Source organism: Thermosynechococcus sp. Uc (assembly GCF_029335995.1).
Taxonomy (GTDB): Bacteria; Cyanobacteriota; Cyanobacteriia; order Thermosynechococcales; family Thermosynechococcaceae; genus Thermosynechococcus.
In genome coordinates this window covers 14,228-35,585 of sequence record NZ_JARJMS020000036.1, presented here as the reverse complement: position 1 = coordinate 35,585, position 21,358 = coordinate 14,228, and the positions used below count along the sequence as shown (strand labels likewise).

Below are 21,358 nucleotides of genomic sequence, written 5' to 3'. Positions count from 1 at the left end.
AATTTTGTTTCACACCCTGCGCACGGTGAAGCTGATTTAGCCCCCATAGTCTGTAGAGAGAGAGTCTTGGTGTCCCACGCTGTTACCTTAATTCGCGGCGACGGTATCGGTCCGGAGGTTACCGCTGCTGCCCGTACAGCCATTGATGCCACTGGTGTCAAAATTGACTGGGTGGTGGTGGATGCCGGTATAGAAATGATGGAACGCTACGGCACGCCCTTACCCGAGCATGTTCTCGATGCCATTAAAAGCACAAAAACAGCCCTCAAAGGCCCGATTACAACACCGGTGGGTACAGGGTTTCGTTCCGTGAACGTCGAGATCCGCAAGCGGCTCAATCTCTACGCCAACCTGCGGCCGGCCAAGTCCATTCGCGGTGTCAAAAGCGCCTTTGAAAACATTGACCTCGTCATTGTTCGCGAGAATACTGAAGACCTCTACGCCGGGATTGAGTTTGAATACACCAGTCCTGAGGCTGCCAAGGCCCGTGCCTTTTTAAGCGATCTATCGGGTAAGCCTATTCGCGCAGATGCAGCCATTGGTGTCAAGCCCATTTCCGTCCTGGGGAGCGATCGCATCATTGAGTTTGCTTTCCAATATGCCAAGGCCAACAATCGCAGGAAAGTAACAGCCGTTCACAAAGCCAACATTATGAAATTTACCGATGGCCTTTTCCTCGAACGTGCCCGCGAAATTGCTACCCGTTACCCCGAAATTGCCTTTGAAGATCGCATCGTAGATAACATGTGCATGCAGTTAATGCAGAAGCCCGAACTCTACGATGTGATGGTGATGCCAAACCTCTACGGTGACATCCTCTCGGATCTCTGCGCAGGGATGATCGGCGGCCTTGGGGTGGCTCCCGGCGCCAATATTGGCGATGAGTATGCTGTTTTTGAAGCAATTCACGGCTCAGCCCCCAAGTATGCGGGTCAAAACAAAGCCAATCCCACTGCCTTAATTCTCTCAGGGGTGTTGATGCTGCAACACCTTGGGGAAATGGAGGCAGCAGGGCGTCTCCAAGCTGCTGTGGAAAAAGTTATTGGTGAGGGACGATTGGTTACCTATGATTTGGCCGTAACAGATCAAGAACCCGTGGGTACCCAAGAAATGGCTGCCGCGATTGCCGAGTACGCTGCACCCTAACCCACTAGTAGGTTTTCCTCAGGATATTGCACACTAGAGGGTTGGGGGTCACCGATAATGGCCGCCATCAGCAGCAGGATACCCACCCGTCCGACATACATCGTTGCAATCAAGACCAACTTGGAAAAAACGGTTAATTCACTGGTAATGCCAGTGGAAAGACCAACAGTGCCAAAAGCAGAAACAGTTTCAAAGAGAATATTGATAAAATTCTCTTCGGAGTCAGCGATCGCGATTAGGGTAGTTGAAATCAGCACCGTAAACATGGAGCCAAAGGCCACTGCGACTGCCTTCATGATGAGTGAGGGGGGCACCTGACGGCGGTAGAGCAACACCACTTCTTTCCCTTGGAGAGCTGACTTGGTAATCCCTGCCAGAATCCGCAACGTAGTTGTTTTAATCCCTCCTGCGGTACCACCGGGGCTACCGCCAATAAACATCAGGGCAATGACAATAAATAGCCCGCCATTGTCAAATTCGCCAATGTTGACGGTATTAAAGCCCGCCGTCCGCGCGGTAACTGACTGAAACCACGCCAAGAGGAGCTTTTGATCAAAAGAAAAAAAACCGTACCGCTCTGGCGATTGCATCTCCGTCAGGAAGAGCATCACTGTTCCCAAGATCAGGAGAATCGCCGTGGTACTGGTCACAATTTTAAAATTGAGGCTAAATGTCATTTGGCTGGCCTTGCGAATCAAATAGGCGGGCTTACCCCAGTGGCGCAGATGCTCTCGTAGCCAAAGGTAGAACTCAAAGATCACCTCATAGCCAATGCCACCAAAAATAATTAGCAGTGAAATCACCAAATTCAAAGGTACAGAGGTTTGATACCCCACTAGATTATCGCTAAAGAGACTAAACCCTGCATTGTTCCACGCGCTAATACTGTGAAAAATGGCCAGCCAGAGTGCCCGTGGATCACTAAAGTCTTGGCGAAAAATCAGCCAGAGTAAAAAGGCACCCGTCAGCTCAAAGAGAAAGGTCAAGCCCAAAATCGAGCGCACCAGTTGCCGTGCCCCCTGGATGCTTCGCCGATCTAAGGCTTGCTGTACCGCTATTTTTTGCCGCAGGTTAAACTTTCGCCCCAGCAAAATAATCAAAAACGTAGTGGCCGTCATATACCCCAGACCACCGACTTGAATTAGGAGCAGAATCACCAGTTGGCCAAAGGGAGAGAAGTGGGTTGCCGTGTCAACAATAATGTGGCCGGTTACACAAACTGCCGATGTCGAGGTAAATAGGGCAATAATTACGGGGTTCCACTGCCCATTACTGGTGGACCAAGGCAGGCATAAAAGCAGCGTCCCCACCGCAATCACCGCCAAAAATCCGAGGCAAATTGTCCGTGGAACCGTCAGCATTAACAATACGTATCCAAAAGGCCTGAGGCTAATCTACCGCAGGATTGTATTGGCAACAATCGTTCTAGACACAACAAAGCCCTAACTTGCGGTTCCGAATCGGGATGACAGGATTTGAACCTGCGACCCTCTGCTCCCAAAGCAGATGCGCTACCAAGCTGCGCTACATCCCGGCAGTTAATTTCTATCGTACCACTGAATTCTCAGCACAATAGGACAGGGACGCTTAGAATCAAGAAAGGAGTTTTTCATTTTGTTAAGGTTGCCCTCGCTGGTATGACCGACGTCCCCGTTTCCCACATTCGCAATTTCTCGATTATTGCCCACATTGATCACGGCAAATCAACCCTTGCCGATCGCCTACTGCAATTTACGGGCACGGTGGATCCCCGTGAAATGAAGGAACAGTTTCTCGACAACATGGAACTAGAGCGGGAGCGGGGAATTACGATTAAGCTGCAAGCTGCCCGCATGACCTACACCAGTCACGATGGCGAAACGTATATTTTGAACCTGATTGACACCCCCGGCCATGTGGATTTTTCCTATGAGGTGTCGCGATCGCTGGCTGCCTGTGAAGGGGCACTCCTCGTTGTGGATGCCTCTCAGGGGGTGGAAGCGCAAACGCTGGCCAATGTCTATCTGGCCTTGGAGCACAATTTAGAGATTATTCCTGTCCTCAACAAGATTGATCTGCCCGGTGCCGAGCCGGATCGCGTAAAAGCAGAAATTGAGGAGATTATTGGTCTCGACTGTTCCCAAGCGGTTCTCGCTTCCGCCAAGGAGGGAATTGGCATTGAGGAGATTCTGGAAGCCATTGTCCATTTGGTACCACCCCCCCGCGATACGGTGGATCAACCCCTGCGGGCATTGATTTTTGATAGCTACTATGATGCCTACCGCGGTGTAATTGTTTATTTTCGGGTTATGGATGGGGTAGTGCGCAAGGGCGATCGCATTCGCTTGATGGCCTCCGGCAAAGAGTACGAAATTGACGAACTAGGTGTCCTTGCCCCCAATCAGAAACCCGTGGAGAGTCTCCATGCCGGGGAAGTGGGCTACTTGGCAGCCGCTATTAAAGCCGTTGGCGATGCCCGTGTTGGCGATACGATTACATTGGCACAAAACCCAGCCAAAGAGCCTCTGCCGGGTTACACTGAGGCCAAACCAATGGTCTTTTGTGGTCTGTTTCCCACCGATGCTGACCAGTTTGAAGATCTGCGGGAAGCCCTTGAAAAATTGAAGCTCAACGATGCTGCGCTCCACTACGAACCGGAAACCTCCAGTGCCATGGGCTTTGGCTTTCGCTGTGGTTTTTTAGGGCTGCTGCACATGGAAATTATCCAAGAGCGGCTAGAGCGGGAATACAACCTAGACTTAATCATTACTGCACCTTCGGTGGTCTATCGCGTCACCACTATCAAAGGAGAAGTCCTAACCATTGATAACCCCAGCCTACTGCCAGAACCCCAATACCGCGAAAAAATTGAGGAACCCTACGTTCAACTGGAAATGATTACTCCCGAAACTTATGTGGGAACGCTGATGGAACTGGCGCAGTCGCGGCGGGGCATTTTTAAGGATATGCGCTACCTCACCCAAGGGCGCACCACGTTGGTCTATGAAATGCCCTTGGCAGAAATTGTTACCGACTTCTTCGATGAAATGAAGTCGCGATCGCGGGGCTATGCCAGTATGGAATACCACCTGATTGGTTACCGTCCCAATGATCTGGTGAAGCTGGATATTCTCATCAACAATGACCCCGTGGATTCGTTGGCGACGATTGTTCACCGCGATAAGGCCTACTATGTGGGGCGTGCCCTCGTCAGCAAACTCAAGGATCTGATCCCACGCCACCAGTTCAAAATTCCCATTCAAGCAGCCATTGGTTCACGGGTGATTGCCAGTGAAAGTATTCCTGCTTTGCGTAAGGATGTCTTGGCCAAGTGCTATGGCGGTGATGTCACCCGCAAACGCAAGCTCCTAGAAAAACAAAAGGCCGGTAAAAAACGAATGAAAGCAATCGGGCGAGTGGATGTGCCCCAAGAGGCCTTTATGGCGGTATTGCGACTCAAGAATGAATAGGAGGTTCAGAATGTCTCAACGATCATCGGGGAAATGGGTGGCAATCGTCACCGGTGCAATTTCCCTGTTACTCGGCATTGGTTATTTGGTGTTAGTCCAACTCTTGGATTGGCGCGGCGACTGGCAACCCGCTCCTTTAGGAGTACTGCGATTGCTCCTGTTTTAGAACCATTAGGTAGCCAGGGGTAGTTTGCCATGAATCGTCAAGCGGACATGACTGAGGGCTCAATCTCCAAGGGGTAACCAATTCGTGGTTTCAAACACCGCTACCTGTGGATCCGCCACAGTTTCCAAATGAAAAGGGTGTCCACCGGTTCAGCCGGCAGCAGTTTTTGCCGCAGGGAATTGGCCGGCAGTGCAATTTGCCACTTCGCCATTGATGAGCAAAACAAAGCCCCGCCCCCAATCCAAGGCCAAAAAGCTAGCGCCAAAGGTCGCTTGGCAAAAGGGTAAACGGGGCAGTGGGTGTAACCACAAAACTTGGGGAGCAACCCATGCCAGACTATGGATTTGGTAAGCACCTAGGGGATAAAGTGTGCGCCAGTTACATCAAGCGCCTAGGATTTGAAAGATTCCCCCTCAACTTCTTCCGGTGCATTGGGCATGGGCAGCCAATACCCTACTCAACTGCCTGGGGCAATAGCTCACGTCGCGGTTGAGCTTGGATCTTCACTTGACCTGATTCATCCACATCAATGAGGGCAGTATCACCTTCGCGAATGCGGCCGGAGAGTATTTCTTCCGCCAAGGTGTCCTCTAGGAGGCGCATAATCGCCCGCCGCAGTGGCCGTGCCCCATAACTGGGGCTGTAGCCCTCATCAATGAGCCGTTCCTTGAAGCGTTCGGTCACTTCTAAGGTAATGCCCTTTTCTGTCAGGCGTGAGAATACTTCCTTGAGGAGGATGTCAGCAATTTGCTTGACCTCGTCCTTCGTCAATTGACGGAAGACAATGATCTCATCAAGGCGGTTGAGGAATTCAGGACGGAAGTACTGCTTTAGTTCCTCATTCACCAAGGAGCGAATGCGGTTGTATTGTGATTCGGCAGCATCCTCCGTGCCAAACTCAAAGCCAAGGCCGCCAGCCCCTTTCTCGATTACCTTCGAGCCAATATTGGAGGTCATGATCAAGAGGGTATTCTTGAAGTCAACGGTACGCCCTTTGGAGTCGGTGAGGCGACCATCTTCCAAAATTTGCAGCAGAAGGTTAAAAACGTCGGGGTGGGCTTTCTCAATTTCATCAAAGAGCACCACCGTGTAGGGACGTCGTCGCACAGCCTCGGTGAGTTGACCGCCTTCGTTGTAGCCGACATAGCCGGGGGGTGAGCCAATGAGCTTGGAGACAGTATGCCGCTCCATGTACTCGGACATATCCAAGCGGATCATCGCCTCTTCGGAGCCAAAAAAGTAAGCGGCCAAGGCTTTCGTTAGCTCGGTTTTACCCACACCCGTCGGTCCAGAGAAGATAAAGCTGGCAATGGGACGGTTGGGATTTTTCAGACCGACACGGGCACGGCGAATGGCACGGGAGATGGCTTTTACTGCTTCATCTTGGCCAATGACCCGTTGATGTAGGGTTTCCTCCATGTGCAGCAGTTTTTCTGACTCGCTTTCGGTGAGTTTGCTCACAGGCACCCCCGTCCAAGAGGCAACAATGTGGGCAATATCCTCTTCAGTGACTACGGGGGTTTCTTCCTCACCGTTGGCGCTTTCAGCTTTTTTCTGCTGGGCAATGGCACGGATTTGCGCTTTCAGTTCCATTTCGCGATCGCGCAATTCACCCGCTTTGTCAAAGTTTTGGGCACGCACGGCATCATCTTTTTCTTTGAGCACTTGCCGCAGTTCGCGATCCAGTTCCTTAGCTGCGGGGGGCAGTTGCGAGTTAATCAGGCGCACCCGTGAGCCGGCTTCGTCGATGAGGTCAATAGCCTTGTCGGGCAAGTAGCGATCGCTAATGTAGCGATCTGACAGCTTCGCTGCCGCCTCGAGGGCTTCATCGGAAATTTTTAGCTTGTGGTGCTTCTCGTAACGTTCCCGCAGGCCATAGAGAATTTCAATGGTTTCTTCAACGGAAGGCTCACCCACCATTACCGGCTGGAAGCGCCGCTCCAAAGCAGCATCCCGCTCAATGTGTTTGCGGTACTCATCCAATGTGGTGGCACCAATGCACTGTAACTCACCGCGAGCCAAGGCGGGTTTGAGGATATTGGCGGCATCAATGGCTCCCTCAGCAGCCCCAGCCCCAATCAGTGTGTGCACCTCATCAATCACCAAGATCACGTTCCCAGCTTGGCGGATCTCATCCATGATCTTTTTCAGCCGCTCCTCAAACTCACCGCGGTACTTGGTGCCCGCCACCAACAGGCCAATATCGAGGGTCACTACCCGTTTGTCCTCGAGAATATCGGGGACATCTTTATTGGCAATGCGCTGTGCGAGGCCTTCTGCAATGGCAGTTTTACCCACCCCTGGTTCACCAATCAACACGGGGTTATTTTTGGTGCGGCGACCAAGAATTTGAATTACCCGCTCGATTTCTTTTTGCCGACCCACAACGGGATCTAACTTGCCATCAATGGCCATCTGCGTGAGGTTGGCACCAAATTCATCTAGCGTTGGCGTTTTGGTACGCCCTTGACTAGCACCGGCGGTCACCTCTGCGGTTTCACCCAGCATGCGAATTACTTGGGTGCGCACCTTGGAAAGATCAACGCCGAGATTTTCAAGAACCCGTGCTGCTACCCCTTCGCCTTCGCGAATCAGACCCAACAGGAGATGCTCAGTGCCAATGTAATTGTGTCCCAACTGGCGGGCTTCTTCGAGGGAGAGTTCCAATACTCGCTTGGCGCGGGGGGTAAAGGGAATCTCCACCGCAACAAAACCAGACCCACGGCCAATAATTTTTTCCACTTCGATGCGGGCGTCTTTGAGGTTCACACCCATGGAACGGAGAACCTTTGCCGCCACACCGGTGCCTTCCCCAATGAGTCCGAGGAGAATTTGTTCAGTACCGACAAAGTTGTGGCCGAGGCGGCGTGCCTCTTCCTGTGCCAGCATGATGACTTTAATGGCTTTTTCTGTAAACCGTTCAAACATGACCCTTCCCCTAATGGCTCCTGCGTGCTGGTAACACTCATCTTAACACGTCCACTTTGGCGTGTTTTTGTATGCCAACTTACTATCACTGTAAATGTTGACTCATTTTTTTGCAGGTGCGGTTGCCCGTATTTTGTAGGACAAAAGGCGATAGACTACATTTGCTGATGCCTAAATTTTTCCCCAATGGCTAATCTATCGGATTTTCTTGCCGTTGAACCCTCCCAGCGCGCCCTCATTTTTGATATGGATGGGGTGATTTGTCATACGATGCCCTATCACCTTGAAGCTTGGCGCGTTTACGTTGAGCGCACCCCTGAACTGCGGCAACAGATCAACCTTGAGCATCTACGGCAAATGGGGGGTAAGCGTAATGCTGAACTTCTCCCTGAACTCCTTGGGCGATCGGTGACTGCAGCGGAAGTAGAACGTTGGGGTGCGGGTAAAGAGGCAGTTTTTCGGGAACTACTGGCACCCCATTTGGAACTGTTGCCGGGGCTGTTGCCCTTTCTTAAAAGCGCCAAGGAGAAAGGCTATCGCTTGGGTTTAGGCACCTCTGCCTGCGCTGCCAATGTTAAATTGGTGCTCTCCTGTGAGGGGGTGGGGGACTTTTTCGATACGGTGGTGATGGAGCAGGATGTGCAACGGGGCAAGCCGGATCCCGAGTGCTATCTCCTAGTGGCGGAGCGATTGCAGGTGTTGCCGCAGCACTGTCTGGTCTTTGAAGATGCGGTGGCAGGGGTGCTGGCGGCGGTGCGCGCAGGGATGCTCTGCTGGGGCGTCTTGACAACGCAATCGGAAATGGCACTTCAAGACGCAGGAGCAGAAGTCTGCATTGAGGATTTTACGGATCCGCGCCTTCGGCGACTATTGTCCTAGGGCATTTTCGGCGATCATGGGTACTGGCGCGTTAGGAATCCACCACCTTGGGCGTTGATCTGCGCAGTTATGTCTATCTCGACTCCATCCAACCGCAACACGCGGCCTACTTGGGAACCGTGGCTCAAGGGTTTTTGCCCCTACCAGGGGACTGCTCCCTTTGGGTGGAGATTTCACCGGGGATTGATGTGAATCGTCTTTTGGACATTGCCCTTAAGTCTGCGGTGGTACGGCCGGGGGTTCTATTTATCGAACGACTCTATGGGCTATTGGAGGTGCATTCGGGCAATCAGGGGGAGGTGCGAGCCGCAGGACAAGCTATTTTAGATGCCATTGGCGCTCGGGTACAGGATTGCCTGCGGCCACGGGTGATTTCCAGTCAGGTGATTCGCAACATTGATGCCCACCATACCCAGTTGATTAACCGCTCCCGGCGGGGCAACATGATTTTGGCGGGGCAAACCCTCTATGTGTTTGAAGTTGAACCCGCAGCCTATGCCGCCTTAGCGGCCAATGAAGCGGAAAAAGCAGCACTCATTAATATTTTGCAAATTTCAGCGGTGGGCAGCTTTGGCCGCCTCTTTTTGGGGGGTGCAGAACGGGATATTCTCGCGGCGGAACGGGCGGTCTTAGCAGCAATGGACCGCTTACCGGGGCGGGATAGTCTTAGCGATCGCCGGGAGTAGCCTTTGCGTGTTTTTTTAATTTCTTCTCTAGGCGGTCTAAAAGAGGACAAGAGTCACTCTTTTGGAGTTGATAGGCTCCTCGCCAGTCAAAGCTCTGCCAGCTAAAAGGGATCTGGGAGGCGGCAGCAAGCCACAGTAAACGCTTGGCACGGGTCATGGCCACATAGAGAAGGCGGTATTCTTCGGCAATTTTGGCTTCTTTGGCTTTTTGATAGGCCGCTTTCCAGTTGAGAGGGGGTTGTCCATGGCAGTGGGCACGCAGTTGCGATCGCACCACCTCTGTAAACTCCACATCAGGACTGAGGAACTTGGCATTGGCAGGCACCCAACTCTCACCGGAGAGGGTTTTTGTTTCTATAAAGGGGATAAAAACGGCATCCCAATCCAGCCCCTTGGCACGATGCATCGTCATAATTGTCACCTGACCTGCTCGCACTAAGCGGCTATGGAGGTCTTCCATCTCAACAGCGTCAAAGCGATCTGCTGCCACCAATTCCTGCCAGCGGGGATAAATACGCTGCCACAGTTGCGTCGGTTCCTGCTGTGCCAAGTGGCAAATCAGGCGATCGGTGGTGGCCAATTCAGCAGCGTCATAGTCTAATTCTTGAGCGCAGTACGTGATCAAGGGAAATAGCGACAGCTCTAGGCGGGCTTTGAGGAGACGTTGACAGTACTGCCGTGCCTTGAACTCTGGCTCCTCAGCAGGGGGGTCTAAAGGACCGGGGTAGAGAAACACCTCCGGCTGGGCGGCCAAGCGATCCAAATTTTGGACAGCAATGCGTTTGCGCTCCTGAAGAACAGTCAGGGCTGCCTTGACTGCTTCGGGGGAATAGGGACAGTGGAGAAAATAAAGAATGTCCAGCAATTCCTTGGGGATTTGCGATCGCCGTTCAATGCCTGACACATCGAGAATGGGAATCCCTTGAGCGGCAAGGTCAGTACCAATGTTGAAGCTAGAGGGCGATCGCAACAGATCTGCAATGAATTCCCCTTGGCGGTTGGTGCGCACTAGGACGGCAATTGAGGCATCAGGATGGTCTGCCAATACTTGGGAAATGCGGGCTGCTAGCTCTCGCACGGTCTCAAAAATAGTTGCCGGTCGGGTAATTTCTACGCCCTTTCCCCAAGGGTCTGGGTTTTCCCCTGGTTGCCGCTGAGTCGGGGAGACGGGCTGAATCTTTTGGCTCCGAAAGGGGAGTTCTTGGTTTTGGAGGAACCGGTTGCTCCATCGCACCAAAAAGTTGGCCGCTCTAATCACTAGGGGGGTCGATCGCCCCGCTTGGGTCATGGTGTAGAAGGCGTGTTTTTGGGCACACTGGTTACAGAATTCATTAAAAAAGAGTGGGTCTGCCGCTGTAAACGTGGAGTTAATGGCCTGATTGGGATCCCCCACCCGCACAAAATTAACTTGTTTTGTGGTGCTGTCCTCAGCCAGAAGTTGCAGTAAGCGCGATTGCAAGGGGGTCGAGTCTTGAGCCTCATCCTCAAAGACGGCATACACCCGCTGTTGCCACTCTTGGCGGCACTGGGGATTGCCCTCTAGGAGTTGCACCGCTGCCAAAATCATTTCATCGTAGTCAATTTGCCCCCGCTGAGCCAAATGGTGCTGGTACAGTTCCAAAAGATCGGCACCAATCTCCAAAAAAGGGTAAGGCTCGGCTTCTGCTGTGTTTTGGGAGTGTAGCTTCAAAGACAACTGGCGCAGATCATTGGGCGTCAACGCCATACTGCGGGCACTGCGAATCACTGTTTGTGCCAACTTCACCAAGATGTCAGTTAAAAGGGCACTTCTGCGGCCATCGTGTTCGACATCGCTCAGTGGGTTGGTGTCGCAGCCTTGAATCAGCCGTTCTAGGAGTTGGGGATGAGACCGCGCCCATTCCTTGACACAGGTGGCACACAGGCGTTGCTGTTCATGCTCACTGATTAAATTTTCCCCACTCCAGCGCAGAGCCGCTGTGGGATGACTGGTGGCAACTTTTAACGCCAAACTGTGGAGCGTCTGCACACTAAAGCCATTACGGGGTAACCCCATCTCGCGCAAATACTTGCGAATCCGTGCCTTGATATTGGCAGCAGCCGAACGACTGTAGGTCACCACCACCAGTTGCCGCTGTTGATGGAGCTTTTTGCGGGCGATGGCGATCGCTGCTCCCACAGCCATGCCATGGGATTTGCCCGCTCCGGGTACTGCCGATACCGCCAAAAGCCCCCCTTGCCATTGGCTAATTTCCTTTTGACCGGGACGGAGGGTTTGCAAGAGCTGACTGACATGAGCAGGGATGGACGACAAGATCATAAAAAACTGTAGAAAGAGTGACATATCCCCAACCCCCACGCTTCGCGTCGAGGGCAAGCTTCTCCAATTTGTCGATCTTCGCATTTTATAGTGCGCCGATGCCCCAGACCCACTTTTTTGATAAGCAATGCAGAGTTCACGTCTCGCCGGTCGGATCACGCTTGCGGCACTTGGTTTAGGCAAATTCCCCAGTGCTGTGACGTACCGGCGGGGTTGACCTTCACGACCAACCGCCCAGCTTTTGCAGCTTTGTACAGAAGGATTTCGTTAAGGAACCTAGCTATCCTGGCGTCGGCAAAACTTTTGCTCAGGCTAGACTTTGCCGCCTGACCGTTGGGCAAAAACTCGCCACTTTCACCTAGCTTAGGTTCGCAGCGGCGGGTCATGTGGGTGACTTGCAGCTTCGCCACAAAGATCACATCGGTATGGGTAGGCTGTTTGCATACGATAAGTATGGCACTTCAAAGGCACGACGACTTTATTTCCAGCGGGCGATCGCACACCTAGTACTCACCCCAAAATATCGCCGCAAAGTGTTCACTCCCCATTCCCCTTCGGGAGAGCGTGGCGCTTCCCGCCGATTAGCTAAAGATTGATTACAACAACGGGCTTCTGACCTCTGAATCTCAAAATATCGTATAATAGAATACAGAAATTTTAGAGCAAGTTGTTCCCTGACGCAGACCACCGCAAGTTTGCTAACGAGTCAATAAATATTCCCCTAGAAGCCTTGATTTAATTATGCAGCTCATCTATCGCGGCGTTAAATACAAAACTTCTGACCAAGCTATTCCCCTTGCTGAATCGGGCACCAAGGGTTTCTATCGGGGCGCCCAATGGATAGGCCACAACGTGGCTGAACCTGTTCCTCAGCCCAATCACGTCCTTTGCTGGCGGGGAGTTACCTACCAAACCAACGGTGTTCCAGTTGCCGCAACCGCTCTGAGAACGACGGCTACCCCCTCCGGGCTTCCCCAGCGCAAACGCAACTCCTTGGCCGAAGCCCATCGCCATGCGATTCTCAAAACTCTTGAGCGGCGGCTTCAGGTGGCTCGCAGCCAGGGCAACGAGAACCTCATCAGTCTATTGGAAGAGGAGTGGCAGCAATTTGCCTAAGGTGAGATCACCGCAACCCAAACTGGGGTGCCGTTGGTAACAAGGGCGTTTTTTTATTTGTTATTCCTCTTTTCCTGGCGAAAAGCGGTTGCTTGGGCAAAGGCTGCCGCTGCCCGCTCGCGATCGCCCAAGGCTTCATAGGCACGTCCCAAGTGTTCCGCTGCAATCTCCCGCACATAGCCCAAGGGAAAAATCATCTGTTTGCTATAGCCATCGGTGCGGCCCAACTCGAGGCAGTACTCAAAGTAGGCTGTTGCCCCCAATGGCAATCCTAAGGCCATAAGCCAGCATCCCGCCAAATCATTGAGGGGAGGATAGGTCGGAAACCACACTAAACTCTGCTGACACAGGAGTTGCAATGTTTCGTGATCCTCAACAGCCAGCAAACGCCGCCCCAGTTGATTGAGAATTTCTGGCAGTGCACCGGGGGCATTCTCAGGCAGTTGGCCGGTGAGGAGGTGGGGCAAGAGCCGCTCAAAAAGTTCTTGGTAACACTCATCAGCAGCCTTGGGGTTATTCACCGCGTGGTACATATCGGCCAAGGCAAAAAGGAGACTCAAAGGCAGACCTTCACTGGCGCGAATGCGCTCCAAAATCGGGATGTTGCGATCGCGCATCTTGGCTTGAATTTGTGCTGGCTGATAGCCATAGTGATCAATGCGCAGTGTTTCCAGAAAACCAACGGTCAGTGGTTCTCCTGCCGTTGACACTAACTGCTCATGGAAGCGTCCCTGATAGCGCAGCGTTGGCAGGTTGCGAAAAAGTCGCACAATGGCAAAGTCAGAAAATTGTTGCCCTGTGTCGATTTCCCGCCGTAGGAGTTGGTAGGCAGAGAAAGTTCTGCCCTCTAGTTGTTGCCCTAATGGCACCGGCGACTCCTGCAACGTCACAAGCACCTCATCGGCATCAATCACCAAAATCCACTCAGCCGTGGCCTGTTCTAGAGAGTAATTGCGGGCGGCGGCAAAATCATCCTGCCAAGGGAAGTGAAAAATCTGCTCCGTAAACTGGCGGGCGATCGCGATCGTCTCATCCGTTGACCCTGTATCAACCACAACGATCTCATCTACCCAAGGCTGAACACTGCTGAGACAGCGAGCCAAATGAGCTGCCTCATTTTTGACAATCAGACAAGCACAGACCCGCACCATCTACAGCAGCTTTTCCAATTGCTGGCGCAACTGATTCAGCTCACTTTCGGAGAATTCACTCTCAGCAGCGGGGGGCACGCGATTTTCCAGTTCCCAGTCAGTTTCTTCGACATTGCGCTCTGGGGGTGCCAGAAAGAGACGCTCAGCATCGTTTGTCGGCACAAATCCTTCGGGAACCAAGTGACAAGTGTAGCCTGAGGATTCGCAAAATTCTTCGATTTCCTTGGCATCAATGGGGACAACACTGGGGGGATGAAAATCCTGTGCCTCTAGGAGCATGGCGTAACGACTGGCATCGTCTTCACTTTCAAACATGAGGATGAGGTTGCGATCGCCCAGTTGTAGAGAATGAATGCCCTCATTTTCAGTCCCTGGGTTGTAGAGCAACACGTAAACGCGCATGATGCCTCGCCAATCAAATCTCAACAGCGATTATAACGATTTTGGTTCCCCTAGCCGTAAGAGTTTTCAGTTCAGAGTGTCAAAGGAGTAAACATAGAACTTGGGTTAGAATAAAGTTTTTTCGGGTTCCCCTTTGAGCCGCTGCTCTAGCCATGCTTGGCGATAGGTGAGTTCTAATTCATTCCCCGTGCGACGAAAAATTTGTGCCTGCTGCAAGAGAAAGGCTTGAAAGAGCCGCTGAAAGGCAAGAGCAATAATTGCCACCACCAAACCAGAGGCAGTACTGATTAAGGCTTCACTAATCCCTAGACCCACGCCCATTGTTGCTGGTGTGCCAATGTCTCCCAAGCGAATGGAACTGAGGGCACTAATCAGACCTAATACTGTTCCTAACAAACCCAACAGCGGCGCCATGGTAATTGTTGCCTCCAAGACTTTTTCTCCCCGCCGCATAGCACTTAGTTCTTCATCGGCAGCAGCTTCTAGGGCAAGGCGAAAGATTTCTGGGTTCGTATCAATCAATTGTAAAGGGGTATAAAGGAAGCGACCAATTGGTTGATCACAGGCATTTGCTGCCAATTCGATGGCCTCTTGCCAGTCGTGGCGAGCAGCATCCAGAATCTGCTCGGCCAGTTTTGTTTCTCCTCGGAGAACAATGCTCCAGAACCAAAGCCGCTCAAAAATGGTGCCTAAGGTCAAGATCGAGAGAATCAGTAGTGGCCACATGGCCAAGCCACCGCGGTTAAAAACTTCAGCGATATTCACGATCAGTTCCCTGCTAGAGCATTCGACGTTTAGTATAGTCCACCCTGAAGCCGCAATTATTTCCAAATTTTAGCGAACTGTGCTGCCAATGGTCTTGAACCTTTGTTTTCCTAGGCCAGTCTAAACAGACGATTATATGAAATGGAGTGATGCTTCGCATGGGTGTATCTTTACCTCTATCGGCGGCAATAGCATCAACGGATATTGTGACCCGACCCCAAGTTAACGATCCCGATCGGCAGATGATTGAGCAGTGTCTTTCCGGGCATCCGCAGGGGTTTCGGGGGCTATATCAACGGCATCAGCAACGGGTGCGATCGCTCCTCTTTCAGTTGTGTGGTGCCGTTGCCCTTGATGATTTAGTGCAAGAGGTTTTTCTGCGGGCATGGAAAGGACTCAAGAGTCTCAAACATGAGGCAAAGTTTTCGACATGGCTCTATCGGATTGCCTGGAATGTAGCTTGCGACTATCGCCGCCAGTTGGCAACGCGCAAATCGCGACATCAGCAATACCTGTATCAAAGCGAGCCACTCACCCCTGGACTAGATCTGCGGCAATTGCACTATGAAGATTTGGTGCAGCGGGGTTTAGCCACATTGCCCCTAGAATATCGCAGTGTTTTGGTCATGCATGATCTCCAAGGCTTGCCCCAAAAGGAAATTGCTGAAATTCTGCGGATTCCTGTGGGTACGGTAAAATCCCGTCTCTTTCGTGCCCGCAGTACATTGCGGACTTACTTTACTGAAGCCGGAGTCAGCCTATGAAACGTGAACCCCCAGCTGCGGAGGATATAAATTTGGTTAAGTTTTTGCAGACCTATGCGGGAACGCCACCGCCACCCCATCCTCATTTGGAACAGCGTATTGTCCAAGCCGCTTTGCATCAACATCAACTGAGGCAGCACCGCTGGCAGGTTCTGTCTCTTTTGGGGGCTGGGGCGATCGCCACTGCCACCGGTGTGTGGTTCCTCAAGCCCTCAACTCAAGTGGCGCAACAAACTCCGCCAGACGCGGTGGAAACCTTTATCACCACCAATTGGCAAGCGATGTTCCACGATGGCGACCCCTCTCTTTTTGAGTAATCCATCATTCCAACTTTCCAACTTTTGATACTTTCAATAAAGGAGAACGCAACTATGTTGAAAAAATCCCTTGCAGCACTTTTGGTATGCAGTGCCCTTAGCCCCTTAGTGGCGATCGCCGCCCCGACTTTAGCTGACCCTAGTTATGGCGGACCGCGCTGGGGAGCGAATCTGGAGAACCTCAACCTCACCGCAGAGCAACGGCAACGTTTGCAAGCCGTGCGGCAACAATACCAAGCTCAAATGGAGCAAACCCGCAATCAACTGCGCACCGCCAAGGAAGAACTGCGGCAGATGATGGGTAGCAATGCCTCCGAAGATCAAATCCGCAGCAAACACCAACAGGTGCGCCAACTGGAAAACCAACTCGCTTCCCTCCGCTTTGAAAGTATGCTGGCTATGCGCGGCATTCTCACACCACAACAACGGCAAACCCTGGCCACCCAGATGCAGCAACGCCGTCAAGGCAATCGCTTTATCAAACCCCAACAGTAGAGAATTTACTCCCTAACCCTTAAGTCGGTTGGTTGACTCACTCGTGTAGGGTTACTGATCCTACACGTTTTTTGTTGACTAACAGATTTAGAATTTCTGTGGCGGCGCGATCAACCACGCCGGGGGTGCCCATAGCAGCTCGCATTTCCCCGTAGCCTGTCTGCATCGCTAAGCGTTTTTCTGGATGATTCAGCAGCTCAAGGGCCACAGCAGTAATGTTGGCCACAGTGGCTTGTCCTTGGAGCAGTTCAGGGACAATTTCTCTATTTACAAGCAAATTGGGGGGAGAGACAAATTTGAGATTAAATTTTAGGAAGCGTTGATAAAGCCACAAACTCAGGGGATGGACGCGGTAGATCACCACTTGGGGCACATTCAAAAGCGCTGTTTCTAGATTCACGGTGCCGGACTTGGCGATCGCCAGATCCGCTGCCGCAAGGACTGGTAGAGAGTCTTCCGTAAGGGTAACCTGAATCGGATACTGCTTAAGAACTGCTTCAATGGCTGGGCGATACTGCCGTAGAGACAGGGGCAACCAAAAACGGGCGTGGGGATAGGCTTTGGCAATATTCGTGGCAGCCCCTAGAATCAGGGGCAAAAGGGATTTGATTTCCTGCTTTCGAGACAGGGGCAAAAGGGCGATCGCCAGCTCCTCAGCAGCAAGACCCAAACTTTGGCGCGCCGCTTCCCGACTGGGAGCCGCAGCAATTCGATCCAAAAGGGGATGCCCCACCCAAACAACGTTGGCACCATGACGGCGATAATAGGTGGCTTCTGCTGGAAAAATGGCAATCAGGCGATCGCTAAGGGCAACAATTTGACGAGTCGTCTTCAGACTGTGGGACCAGACCCACTCTTGGGGGGCAATATAGTAAACCATCGGCACAGAAAAGTGCTTGCGAATAAATTGCCCCATGGCCACATTGCCGCCAATGTAGTCAATCAAAACTACTAAATCGGGCGGGTGCTGCCGTAAATAGCGGCGTGCCTTGAGTTGCAAAGCAATCGTTGGCTTAATGAGCGGCAGGGCTTCCAGTAGCCCTACAGAACCTATGCCCCCCGTATTAAAGAGCAACTTCGCGCCCGCAGCAGCCATGCGATCGCCCCCAAGGGCAGAAATTTCTAGGGGAATTCCCCGCTCTGCGGCTAGGCGATAGAGTGCTTTCACTAGCAGAGCACCCTGCAAATCCCCAGAAACCTCCCCTGTGCTAATGAACAAATGCGCCATGTTTAGCCCCGTGCTGCCGCCACTGGTTGACAGAGTTGATCTGCAAATTCCTGTTCGCTAGCGGCCATTTCCTGTACGGCGGCTGCCATGATCTCAGGGATGGAGTGTCCGGCTGCGTATTGAGCCAGCCATTGTTGAGCTGTATTCCCCCGTTGCAGGAGTTTCTGAATGGGCGCCAGAAAACAGCTAAATCCTTGGGCTTTAGCAATTGGCCAAACCTCTTCATAGAGTTCCGCGATCCAAGCGGCTGCCGTGAGCTGGCGGCGATCTCGCCAGTGGGTCAACACCGCCTCTAAGCTATTTTGGGCAGCTAGGTGCTCATTTTCGTCGGCCAGTTGTGCCAGTATCTCGCCATCGCCCCAGCGTAGGGGATCAAGGTTGGGGTCGTCTAGCAGTTGCAGGAGGCGTGCCTCAAGAAGAGCCGTAATGGCCAGTAGGGCAATGGGATCCGTGACTAAATCACAAATCCGCAGTTCAAGGCGGTTGAGATCGTAGGGTCGGCGATCGCCATTGGGACGTACAGAACTCCACAAATGCCGTACATTTTGCATTGTGCCCAGTTGAAGCTGCGCCTCTGTCCATTCAATGAAGTGGGTATGGCTGGTGAAGAGGGGCACATGGGGCGGCGTCTTGGGAAAGATTGCCCAGCGGGTGGAGTGATAGCCCGTCACCTTGCCATCGAGAAATGGCGAAGATGCACTCAGTGCTAGAAATAGCGGTGCCTCCATGCGCAGGAGCCGACAGGCACGAATCAACTCCTCTGGATGACGCAAGCCAATGTTGATGTGGACACTGGCGGTCACCACCCGCGTGCCATAGGTTTGTTCAATGTAAGTGTGATAAGGGTTCTGGGGGTCAGAGCGATAAAAGTGCTGGCTATCTCCAAGACTTAGGGTACTGCCGGGAATAAGGGTTAAATCCCCCAAAGATTTCAAGTAGGCTCGCAGCCGAAAGCGAGGACGCAGCAAGTCACACAGGGCTTGATCATACAGATACACAGGGGGCGTGGTGAATTCAACATTGCGGGTATCCGGTTCCCGCACAAAGCCGGCCAAATCTTTTACGATTCGATCCGACAGTCCCACAATCTCAGCGGTGGGTTTACCCGTGTAGAGTTCAACCTCAAAGCCCTTTGATAGCATGACATCCTTGTTGATTGAGTTGAGTTGGCGAGCAACCCCGCGTAGGTTGAGAATTTTAAGTTTAGCTATTTAGTTACGATACCACGCTCTTGCCCCTGTTGCTTATATGAACATTCGTGAAACCATCGCTGTGAGCATAGGAATCCGATACGATAGCTGGTAATTCAAATTACACTGGTAATTAGGAGTTTGAGGTTATGTTTGGTCAGCGCCGAGTTCAAGCAGATGTCCGCGTTGGTCATCTTTTGGATCAATTGGGGATTCGCTACCAGATAGACGAAGACGGCGATTACCGTGTTGTGTTTGAACTGAGCAACGGGCGATCGCAACAAGCCTTTATTGACTCGCAAACGCAGCACCTCGGCAGCTACGAAATTCGCGATGTCTGGTCGATTGGTTATATTGCCGACGGCTATTTGGATCAAGAGATAGCCAATTACCTGTTGATTGAAAATGCGACCAAGAAAATTGGCGCTTGGGAACTGCGCCCCCTTGCTGACAATAAATACATTGCTGTTTTTTGCACCAAAGTAGCTGCCGATTGTGAACCCGAAGCTCTTTACACCAGTATTCGGATTGTTTTAGAAGTTGCCGACGAACTTGAAAAAATTCTTGAAGCCGGCGATCGCTTGTAATACCAGCTTTTTGTAATATCGAGGTCAATAATTATAACTAACTTCCAAAATTGCTTGTCTTAGAACTGAAGCCTTGTGTCGAAATATACAGGTTTACTGTCATAGACAATAGAGGATGTGATTAGCTCTCTAACGGGAGGGGGATCTATCACCCCACCTCTACTCAGGCTGTCTTCAAATTAAATTGGCATCACAGCCTTTTGTCGAAATCAGGGAGAGGTCGGTTATTTCAATAGTGGTGCGATCGCGTATCGGATACCTCTGAGTTTTGTCCTGAGTTAGGATACCAGTTCAATTCTTGAATTCTTGCAAAAAATCAAAAAATATATAGAAAATTGTTAATCTTTGCAAAAAAAATGTGTTTTTCTTTCGCCTGCATATCTCAACTAAACTATATTAGGCAAAGAAAAAGAAAATATTTACTGCGATTGCCCAAGGCACATACTGTCCAGTCAGCTATTTGCAGTAGAGTCAATTGTTTTAGGAAGCACATCCATGTACTACGAAGGCAAGCTTTATGCCCTGCTCCACAAGCCCTACCTGAAAGCGCTGTTAGTAAAGGTCAATGGCAGCAGGTAAACTGCCTTAGCCAACATACCCAAGCTTTGGAAGATTGGTAGGCCGGCGGCATCACCGCAGATCATAGCGCATCGGCCGGCGATCGCCTGAGCTTTCAACGGAAAATGATGACTTTACCAACTTGAACAAATAACAGTACTCAGGTGGAAATTGCCCACCCTATCAGCGGTACCAAAAGTTATTTGAAATTTTCCTTTGCAGGGAATTTAACTGAAATTGAAGAAAACTCTATTCAAATTAAAAAAACTCTATCCCGGAGCAGATTTGCCAAGAAACTGACGCTGAACAAGTCTTTTGGTGGTTTTGGCGATTTTATGGCGAGGCCATTGCCAATAATGAGCGGATCAAAAGCCAAGCAACCTCTACTAGAGATATCTTGCTGCTGCCTGCTGACACACGCATTCCCGATTGCCCCCGCGAAGCCCACACCTCCATTACTGCTGCTTTGGCAGGGACACTGTTTCCTAAAGGTGCCGGCAATAGGGATCAGCCAAAACACCCTTGGCTATTGATGTTTTCCTTTTCTCCTGTGCAGGAATTCATTAAATCCTTGCGGAAATTGCTGGACTTTTGGTCAAGTTCCTACCTGCTTCACTACCTAAGTGCCAAGGTCTGCTGGTTTCTTGCTGAACGGTATGGCCTTACCCCCAATCTTTACAACCAGACAATCATTGATGCCTTTCTCTTGCAAAAATATTCCGACTTTGAAGAATACTTTGAGGCATTTGGCATTGCCCAACCCGTTGAAACCCAAGGACAACCCGCCCCCAGCTCAGTAACGGCAGGCTTTCCCAATGTAATTACGGCACTCATTCTCGACAAAGATAAAAAGAGTATTGACAAGGAACTGGAGCAGCATCCGCAACAAACTTGGTTAGAGATTGGTAGATCAGTGCGACAAGCAATTAAATCCAAAGTCCGCAACAGCTATAACGATTCCCACTGGCAGGAGCGAATTAAAAAATGGATTGAAACAGAGTTCACCGCTTCTGAACAAGAAAAATTAAAGCGCGAGTTCCAAGGCTGGCAGCAAGGGGGACAGTGGGAGTGGAATGCTCTTTGGGAAGCTCAACTAAGTCATTTTGGGGAAACTTACTGGATTGCTCTGCCGCTAGGTGACCCTCAAGAAAGACCCACGTGCAAGCGCAGCGATGCAGATTACAAGGCCTAGAAGCAAGCCCAAACAGCTCTTAGTCAAGCCAATCCAGCCC

The 21,358-nt window shown here is 51.5% G+C and carries 20 protein-coding genes, 1 tRNA gene and 1 pseudogene; 11 read left to right on the top strand and 11 right to left on the bottom strand.

Going from position 1 to position 21,358, the window contains the following annotated elements:
- Positions 1–69 precede the first annotated feature (69 nt).
- Entirely contained in the window at positions 70–1,146 is a 1,077-nt protein-coding gene (locus P3X23_RS04005; RefSeq protein WP_300873374.1) for an isocitrate/isopropylmalate dehydrogenase family protein, read from the top strand.
- On the opposite strand, the gene P3X23_RS04000 is transcribed toward P3X23_RS04005, so the two are convergent.
- A complete protein-coding gene (locus tag P3X23_RS04000) occupies positions 1,143–2,504 on the bottom strand; it encodes a TrkH family potassium uptake protein (protein WP_367186509.1) in 1,362 nt (453 codons plus the stop codon). The genes P3X23_RS04005 and P3X23_RS04000 overlap by 4 nt on opposite strands.
- Positions 2,505–2,606: 102 nt before the next feature.
- Positions 2,607–2,680: transfer RNA gene (locus P3X23_RS03995), tRNA-Pro, on the bottom strand.
- A 103-nt stretch (positions 2,681–2,783) separates the two neighbouring features.
- On the opposite strand from P3X23_RS03995, the gene lepA reads away from it, so the two are divergent.
- Both lepA and P3X23_RS03985 read left to right on the top strand, forming a co-directional pair.
- The gene (gene lepA / locus P3X23_RS03990) at positions 2,784–4,595 is read left to right on the top strand and encodes a translation elongation factor 4 (protein WP_300873370.1); all 1,812 of its coding nucleotides are present in this window, start codon (positions 2,784–2,786) and stop codon (positions 4,593–4,595) included.
- Positions 4,596–4,605: 10 nt separating this feature from the next.
- Positions 4,606–4,761, top strand: a complete 156-nt coding sequence (locus tag P3X23_RS03985; protein WP_300873368.1) for a hypothetical protein — start codon at positions 4,606–4,608, stop codon at positions 4,759–4,761.
- A 149-nt stretch (positions 4,762–4,910) separates the two neighbouring features.
- Here the strand turns inward: P3X23_RS03985 and P3X23_RS03980 are convergent, their stop codons facing one another.
- Both P3X23_RS03980 and P3X23_RS03975 read right to left on the bottom strand, forming a co-directional pair.
- Entirely contained in the window at positions 4,911–5,072 is a 162-nt protein-coding gene (locus P3X23_RS03980; protein ID WP_300873366.1) for a hypothetical protein, read from the bottom strand.
- A 142-nt stretch (positions 5,073–5,214) separates the two neighbouring features.
- Positions 5,215–7,689 (bottom strand): ATP-dependent Clp protease ATP-binding subunit, encoded by a 2,475-nt coding sequence (locus P3X23_RS03975; protein WP_300873364.1) that lies wholly within the window; start codon positions 7,687–7,689, stop codon positions 5,215–5,217.
- Positions 7,690–7,875: 186 nt separating this feature from the next.
- Between P3X23_RS03975 and P3X23_RS03970 the strand changes: the two genes are divergently transcribed.
- Together P3X23_RS03970 and P3X23_RS03965 are read left to right on the top strand one after the other, a co-directional pair.
- Entirely contained in the window at positions 7,876–8,568 is a 693-nt protein-coding gene (locus P3X23_RS03970; protein ID WP_300873362.1) for an HAD family phosphatase, read from the top strand.
- 47 nt (positions 8,569–8,615) lie between these two features.
- Complete coding sequence (locus tag P3X23_RS03965; RefSeq protein WP_300873360.1) at positions 8,616–9,254, top strand: hypothetical protein; 639 nt, start codon at positions 8,616–8,618, stop codon at positions 9,252–9,254.
- Here the strand turns inward: P3X23_RS03965 and P3X23_RS03960 are convergent.
- Together P3X23_RS03960 and P3X23_RS11940 are read right to left on the bottom strand one after the other, a co-directional pair.
- Positions 9,235–11,553 carry an ATP-dependent helicase gene (locus P3X23_RS03960; protein WP_300873358.1) on the bottom strand — a complete coding sequence of 773 codons (2,319 nt, stop codon included), beginning with the start codon at positions 11,551–11,553 and terminating at the stop codon, positions 9,235–9,237. The genes P3X23_RS03965 and P3X23_RS03960 overlap by 20 nt on opposite strands.
- Positions 11,550–11,975, bottom strand: a pseudogene (locus tag P3X23_RS11940) (RNA-guided endonuclease TnpB family protein); the annotation flags it as partial. The pseudogene P3X23_RS11940 and the gene P3X23_RS03960, both read right to left, overlap by 4 nt.
- A gap of 319 nt (positions 11,976–12,294) precedes the next feature.
- Between P3X23_RS11940 and P3X23_RS03950 the strand changes: the two are divergent.
- The gene (locus P3X23_RS03950; RefSeq protein WP_300873354.1) at positions 12,295–12,669 is read left to right on the top strand and encodes a DUF4278 domain-containing protein; all 375 of its coding nucleotides are present in this window, start codon (positions 12,295–12,297) and stop codon (positions 12,667–12,669) included.
- Between the two features lie 53 nt (positions 12,670–12,722).
- Here the strand turns inward: P3X23_RS03950 and P3X23_RS03945 are convergent, their stop codons facing one another.
- The 3 genes from P3X23_RS03945 to P3X23_RS03935 form a co-directional block, all read right to left on the bottom strand.
- Positions 12,723–13,820 carry a glycosyltransferase family 2 protein gene (locus P3X23_RS03945; protein ID WP_300873352.1) on the bottom strand — a complete coding sequence of 366 codons (1,098 nt, stop codon included), beginning with the start codon at positions 13,818–13,820 and terminating at the stop codon, positions 12,723–12,725.
- Positions 13,821–14,222, bottom strand: a complete 402-nt coding sequence (locus tag P3X23_RS03940; protein WP_206200608.1) for a DUF3110 domain-containing protein — start codon at positions 14,220–14,222, stop codon at positions 13,821–13,823.
- A 105-nt stretch (positions 14,223–14,327) separates the two neighbouring features.
- Positions 14,328–14,987, bottom strand: coding sequence for a MotA/TolQ/ExbB proton channel family protein (locus P3X23_RS03935; RefSeq protein ID WP_300873346.1), 660 nt, complete (start codon positions 14,985–14,987; stop codon positions 14,328–14,330).
- Between the two features lie 158 nt (positions 14,988–15,145).
- On the opposite strand from P3X23_RS03935, the gene P3X23_RS03930 reads away from it, so the two are divergent.
- From P3X23_RS03930 to P3X23_RS03920, 3 genes are read left to right on the top strand one after another with little or no spacing between them, the layout of a single operon-like run.
- Complete coding sequence (locus tag P3X23_RS03930; protein WP_300873344.1) at positions 15,146–15,751, top strand: sigma-70 family RNA polymerase sigma factor; 606 nt, start codon at positions 15,146–15,148, stop codon at positions 15,749–15,751.
- The gene (locus tag P3X23_RS03925) at positions 15,748–16,068 is read left to right on the top strand and encodes a hypothetical protein (RefSeq protein ID WP_300873342.1); all 321 of its coding nucleotides are present in this window, start codon (positions 15,748–15,750) and stop codon (positions 16,066–16,068) included. The genes P3X23_RS03930 and P3X23_RS03925 overlap by 4 nt, the downstream gene beginning before the upstream one ends.
- Positions 16,069–16,122: 54 nt before the next feature.
- The gene (locus P3X23_RS03920) at positions 16,123–16,563 is read left to right on the top strand and encodes a Spy/CpxP family protein refolding chaperone (protein WP_300873341.1); all 441 of its coding nucleotides are present in this window, start codon (positions 16,123–16,125) and stop codon (positions 16,561–16,563) included.
- Positions 16,564–16,600: 37 nt separating this feature from the next.
- Here the strand turns inward: P3X23_RS03920 and lpxB are convergent, their stop codons facing one another.
- Entirely contained in the window at positions 16,601–17,791 is a 1,191-nt protein-coding gene (gene lpxB / locus P3X23_RS03915) for a lipid-A-disaccharide synthase (RefSeq protein ID WP_300873339.1), read from the bottom strand.
- A 2-nt stretch (positions 17,792–17,793) separates the two neighbouring features.
- The gene (gene gshA, locus P3X23_RS03910; protein WP_300873337.1) at positions 17,794–18,933 is read right to left on the bottom strand and encodes a glutamate--cysteine ligase; all 1,140 of its coding nucleotides are present in this window, start codon (positions 18,931–18,933) and stop codon (positions 17,794–17,796) included.
- A gap of 197 nt (positions 18,934–19,130) precedes the next feature.
- Between gshA and P3X23_RS03905 the strand changes: the two genes are divergently transcribed.
- Both P3X23_RS03905 and P3X23_RS03900 read left to right on the top strand, forming a co-directional pair.
- Positions 19,131–19,568, top strand: coding sequence for a hypothetical protein (locus P3X23_RS03905; protein ID WP_300873335.1), 438 nt, complete (start codon positions 19,131–19,133; stop codon positions 19,566–19,568).
- 955 nt (positions 19,569–20,523) lie between these two features.
- Entirely contained in the window at positions 20,524–21,318 is a 795-nt protein-coding gene (locus P3X23_RS03900) for a type III-B CRISPR-associated protein Cas10/Cmr2 (RefSeq protein WP_300873333.1), read from the top strand.
- Positions 21,319–21,358: the final 40 nt, after the last annotated feature.

Excerpts from the sequence above, each read along its gene's own strand:
- lepA (WP_300873370.1), top strand. The coding sequence starts at position 2,784 with ATGACCGACGTCCCCGTTTCCCACATTCGCAATTTCTCGATTATTGCC.
- P3X23_RS03985 (WP_300873368.1), top strand. The coding sequence starts at position 4,606 with ATGTCTCAACGATCATCGGGGAAATGGGTGGCAATCGTCACCGGTGCA.
- P3X23_RS03975 (WP_300873364.1), bottom strand. The coding sequence starts at position 7,689 with ATGTTTGAACGGTTTACAGAAAAAGCCATTAAAGTCATCATGCTGGCA.
- P3X23_RS03970 (WP_300873362.1), top strand. The coding sequence starts at position 7,876 with ATGGCTAATCTATCGGATTTTCTTGCCGTTGAACCCTCCCAGCGCGCC.
- P3X23_RS03960 (WP_300873358.1), bottom strand. The coding sequence starts at position 11,553 with ATGATCTTGTCGTCCATCCCTGCTCATGTCAGTCAGCTCTTGCAAACC.
- P3X23_RS03950 (WP_300873354.1), top strand. The coding sequence starts at position 12,295 with ATGCAGCTCATCTATCGCGGCGTTAAATACAAAACTTCTGACCAAGCT.
- P3X23_RS03945 (WP_300873352.1), bottom strand. The coding sequence starts at position 13,820 with ATGGTGCGGGTCTGTGCTTGTCTGATTGTCAAAAATGAGGCAGCTCAT.
- P3X23_RS03940 (WP_206200608.1), bottom strand. The coding sequence starts at position 14,222 with ATGCGCGTTTACGTGTTGCTCTACAACCCAGGGACTGAAAATGAGGGC.
- P3X23_RS03930 (WP_300873344.1), top strand. The coding sequence starts at position 15,146 with ATGGGTGTATCTTTACCTCTATCGGCGGCAATAGCATCAACGGATATT.
- P3X23_RS03925 (WP_300873342.1), top strand. The coding sequence starts at position 15,748 with ATGAAACGTGAACCCCCAGCTGCGGAGGATATAAATTTGGTTAAGTTT.
- P3X23_RS03920 (WP_300873341.1), top strand. The coding sequence starts at position 16,123 with ATGTTGAAAAAATCCCTTGCAGCACTTTTGGTATGCAGTGCCCTTAGC.
- lpxB (WP_300873339.1), bottom strand. The coding sequence starts at position 17,791 with ATGGCGCATTTGTTCATTAGCACAGGGGAGGTTTCTGGGGATTTGCAG.
- gshA (WP_300873337.1), bottom strand. The coding sequence starts at position 18,933 with ATGCTATCAAAGGGCTTTGAGGTTGAACTCTACACGGGTAAACCCACC.
- P3X23_RS03905 (WP_300873335.1), top strand. The coding sequence starts at position 19,131 with ATGTTTGGTCAGCGCCGAGTTCAAGCAGATGTCCGCGTTGGTCATCTT.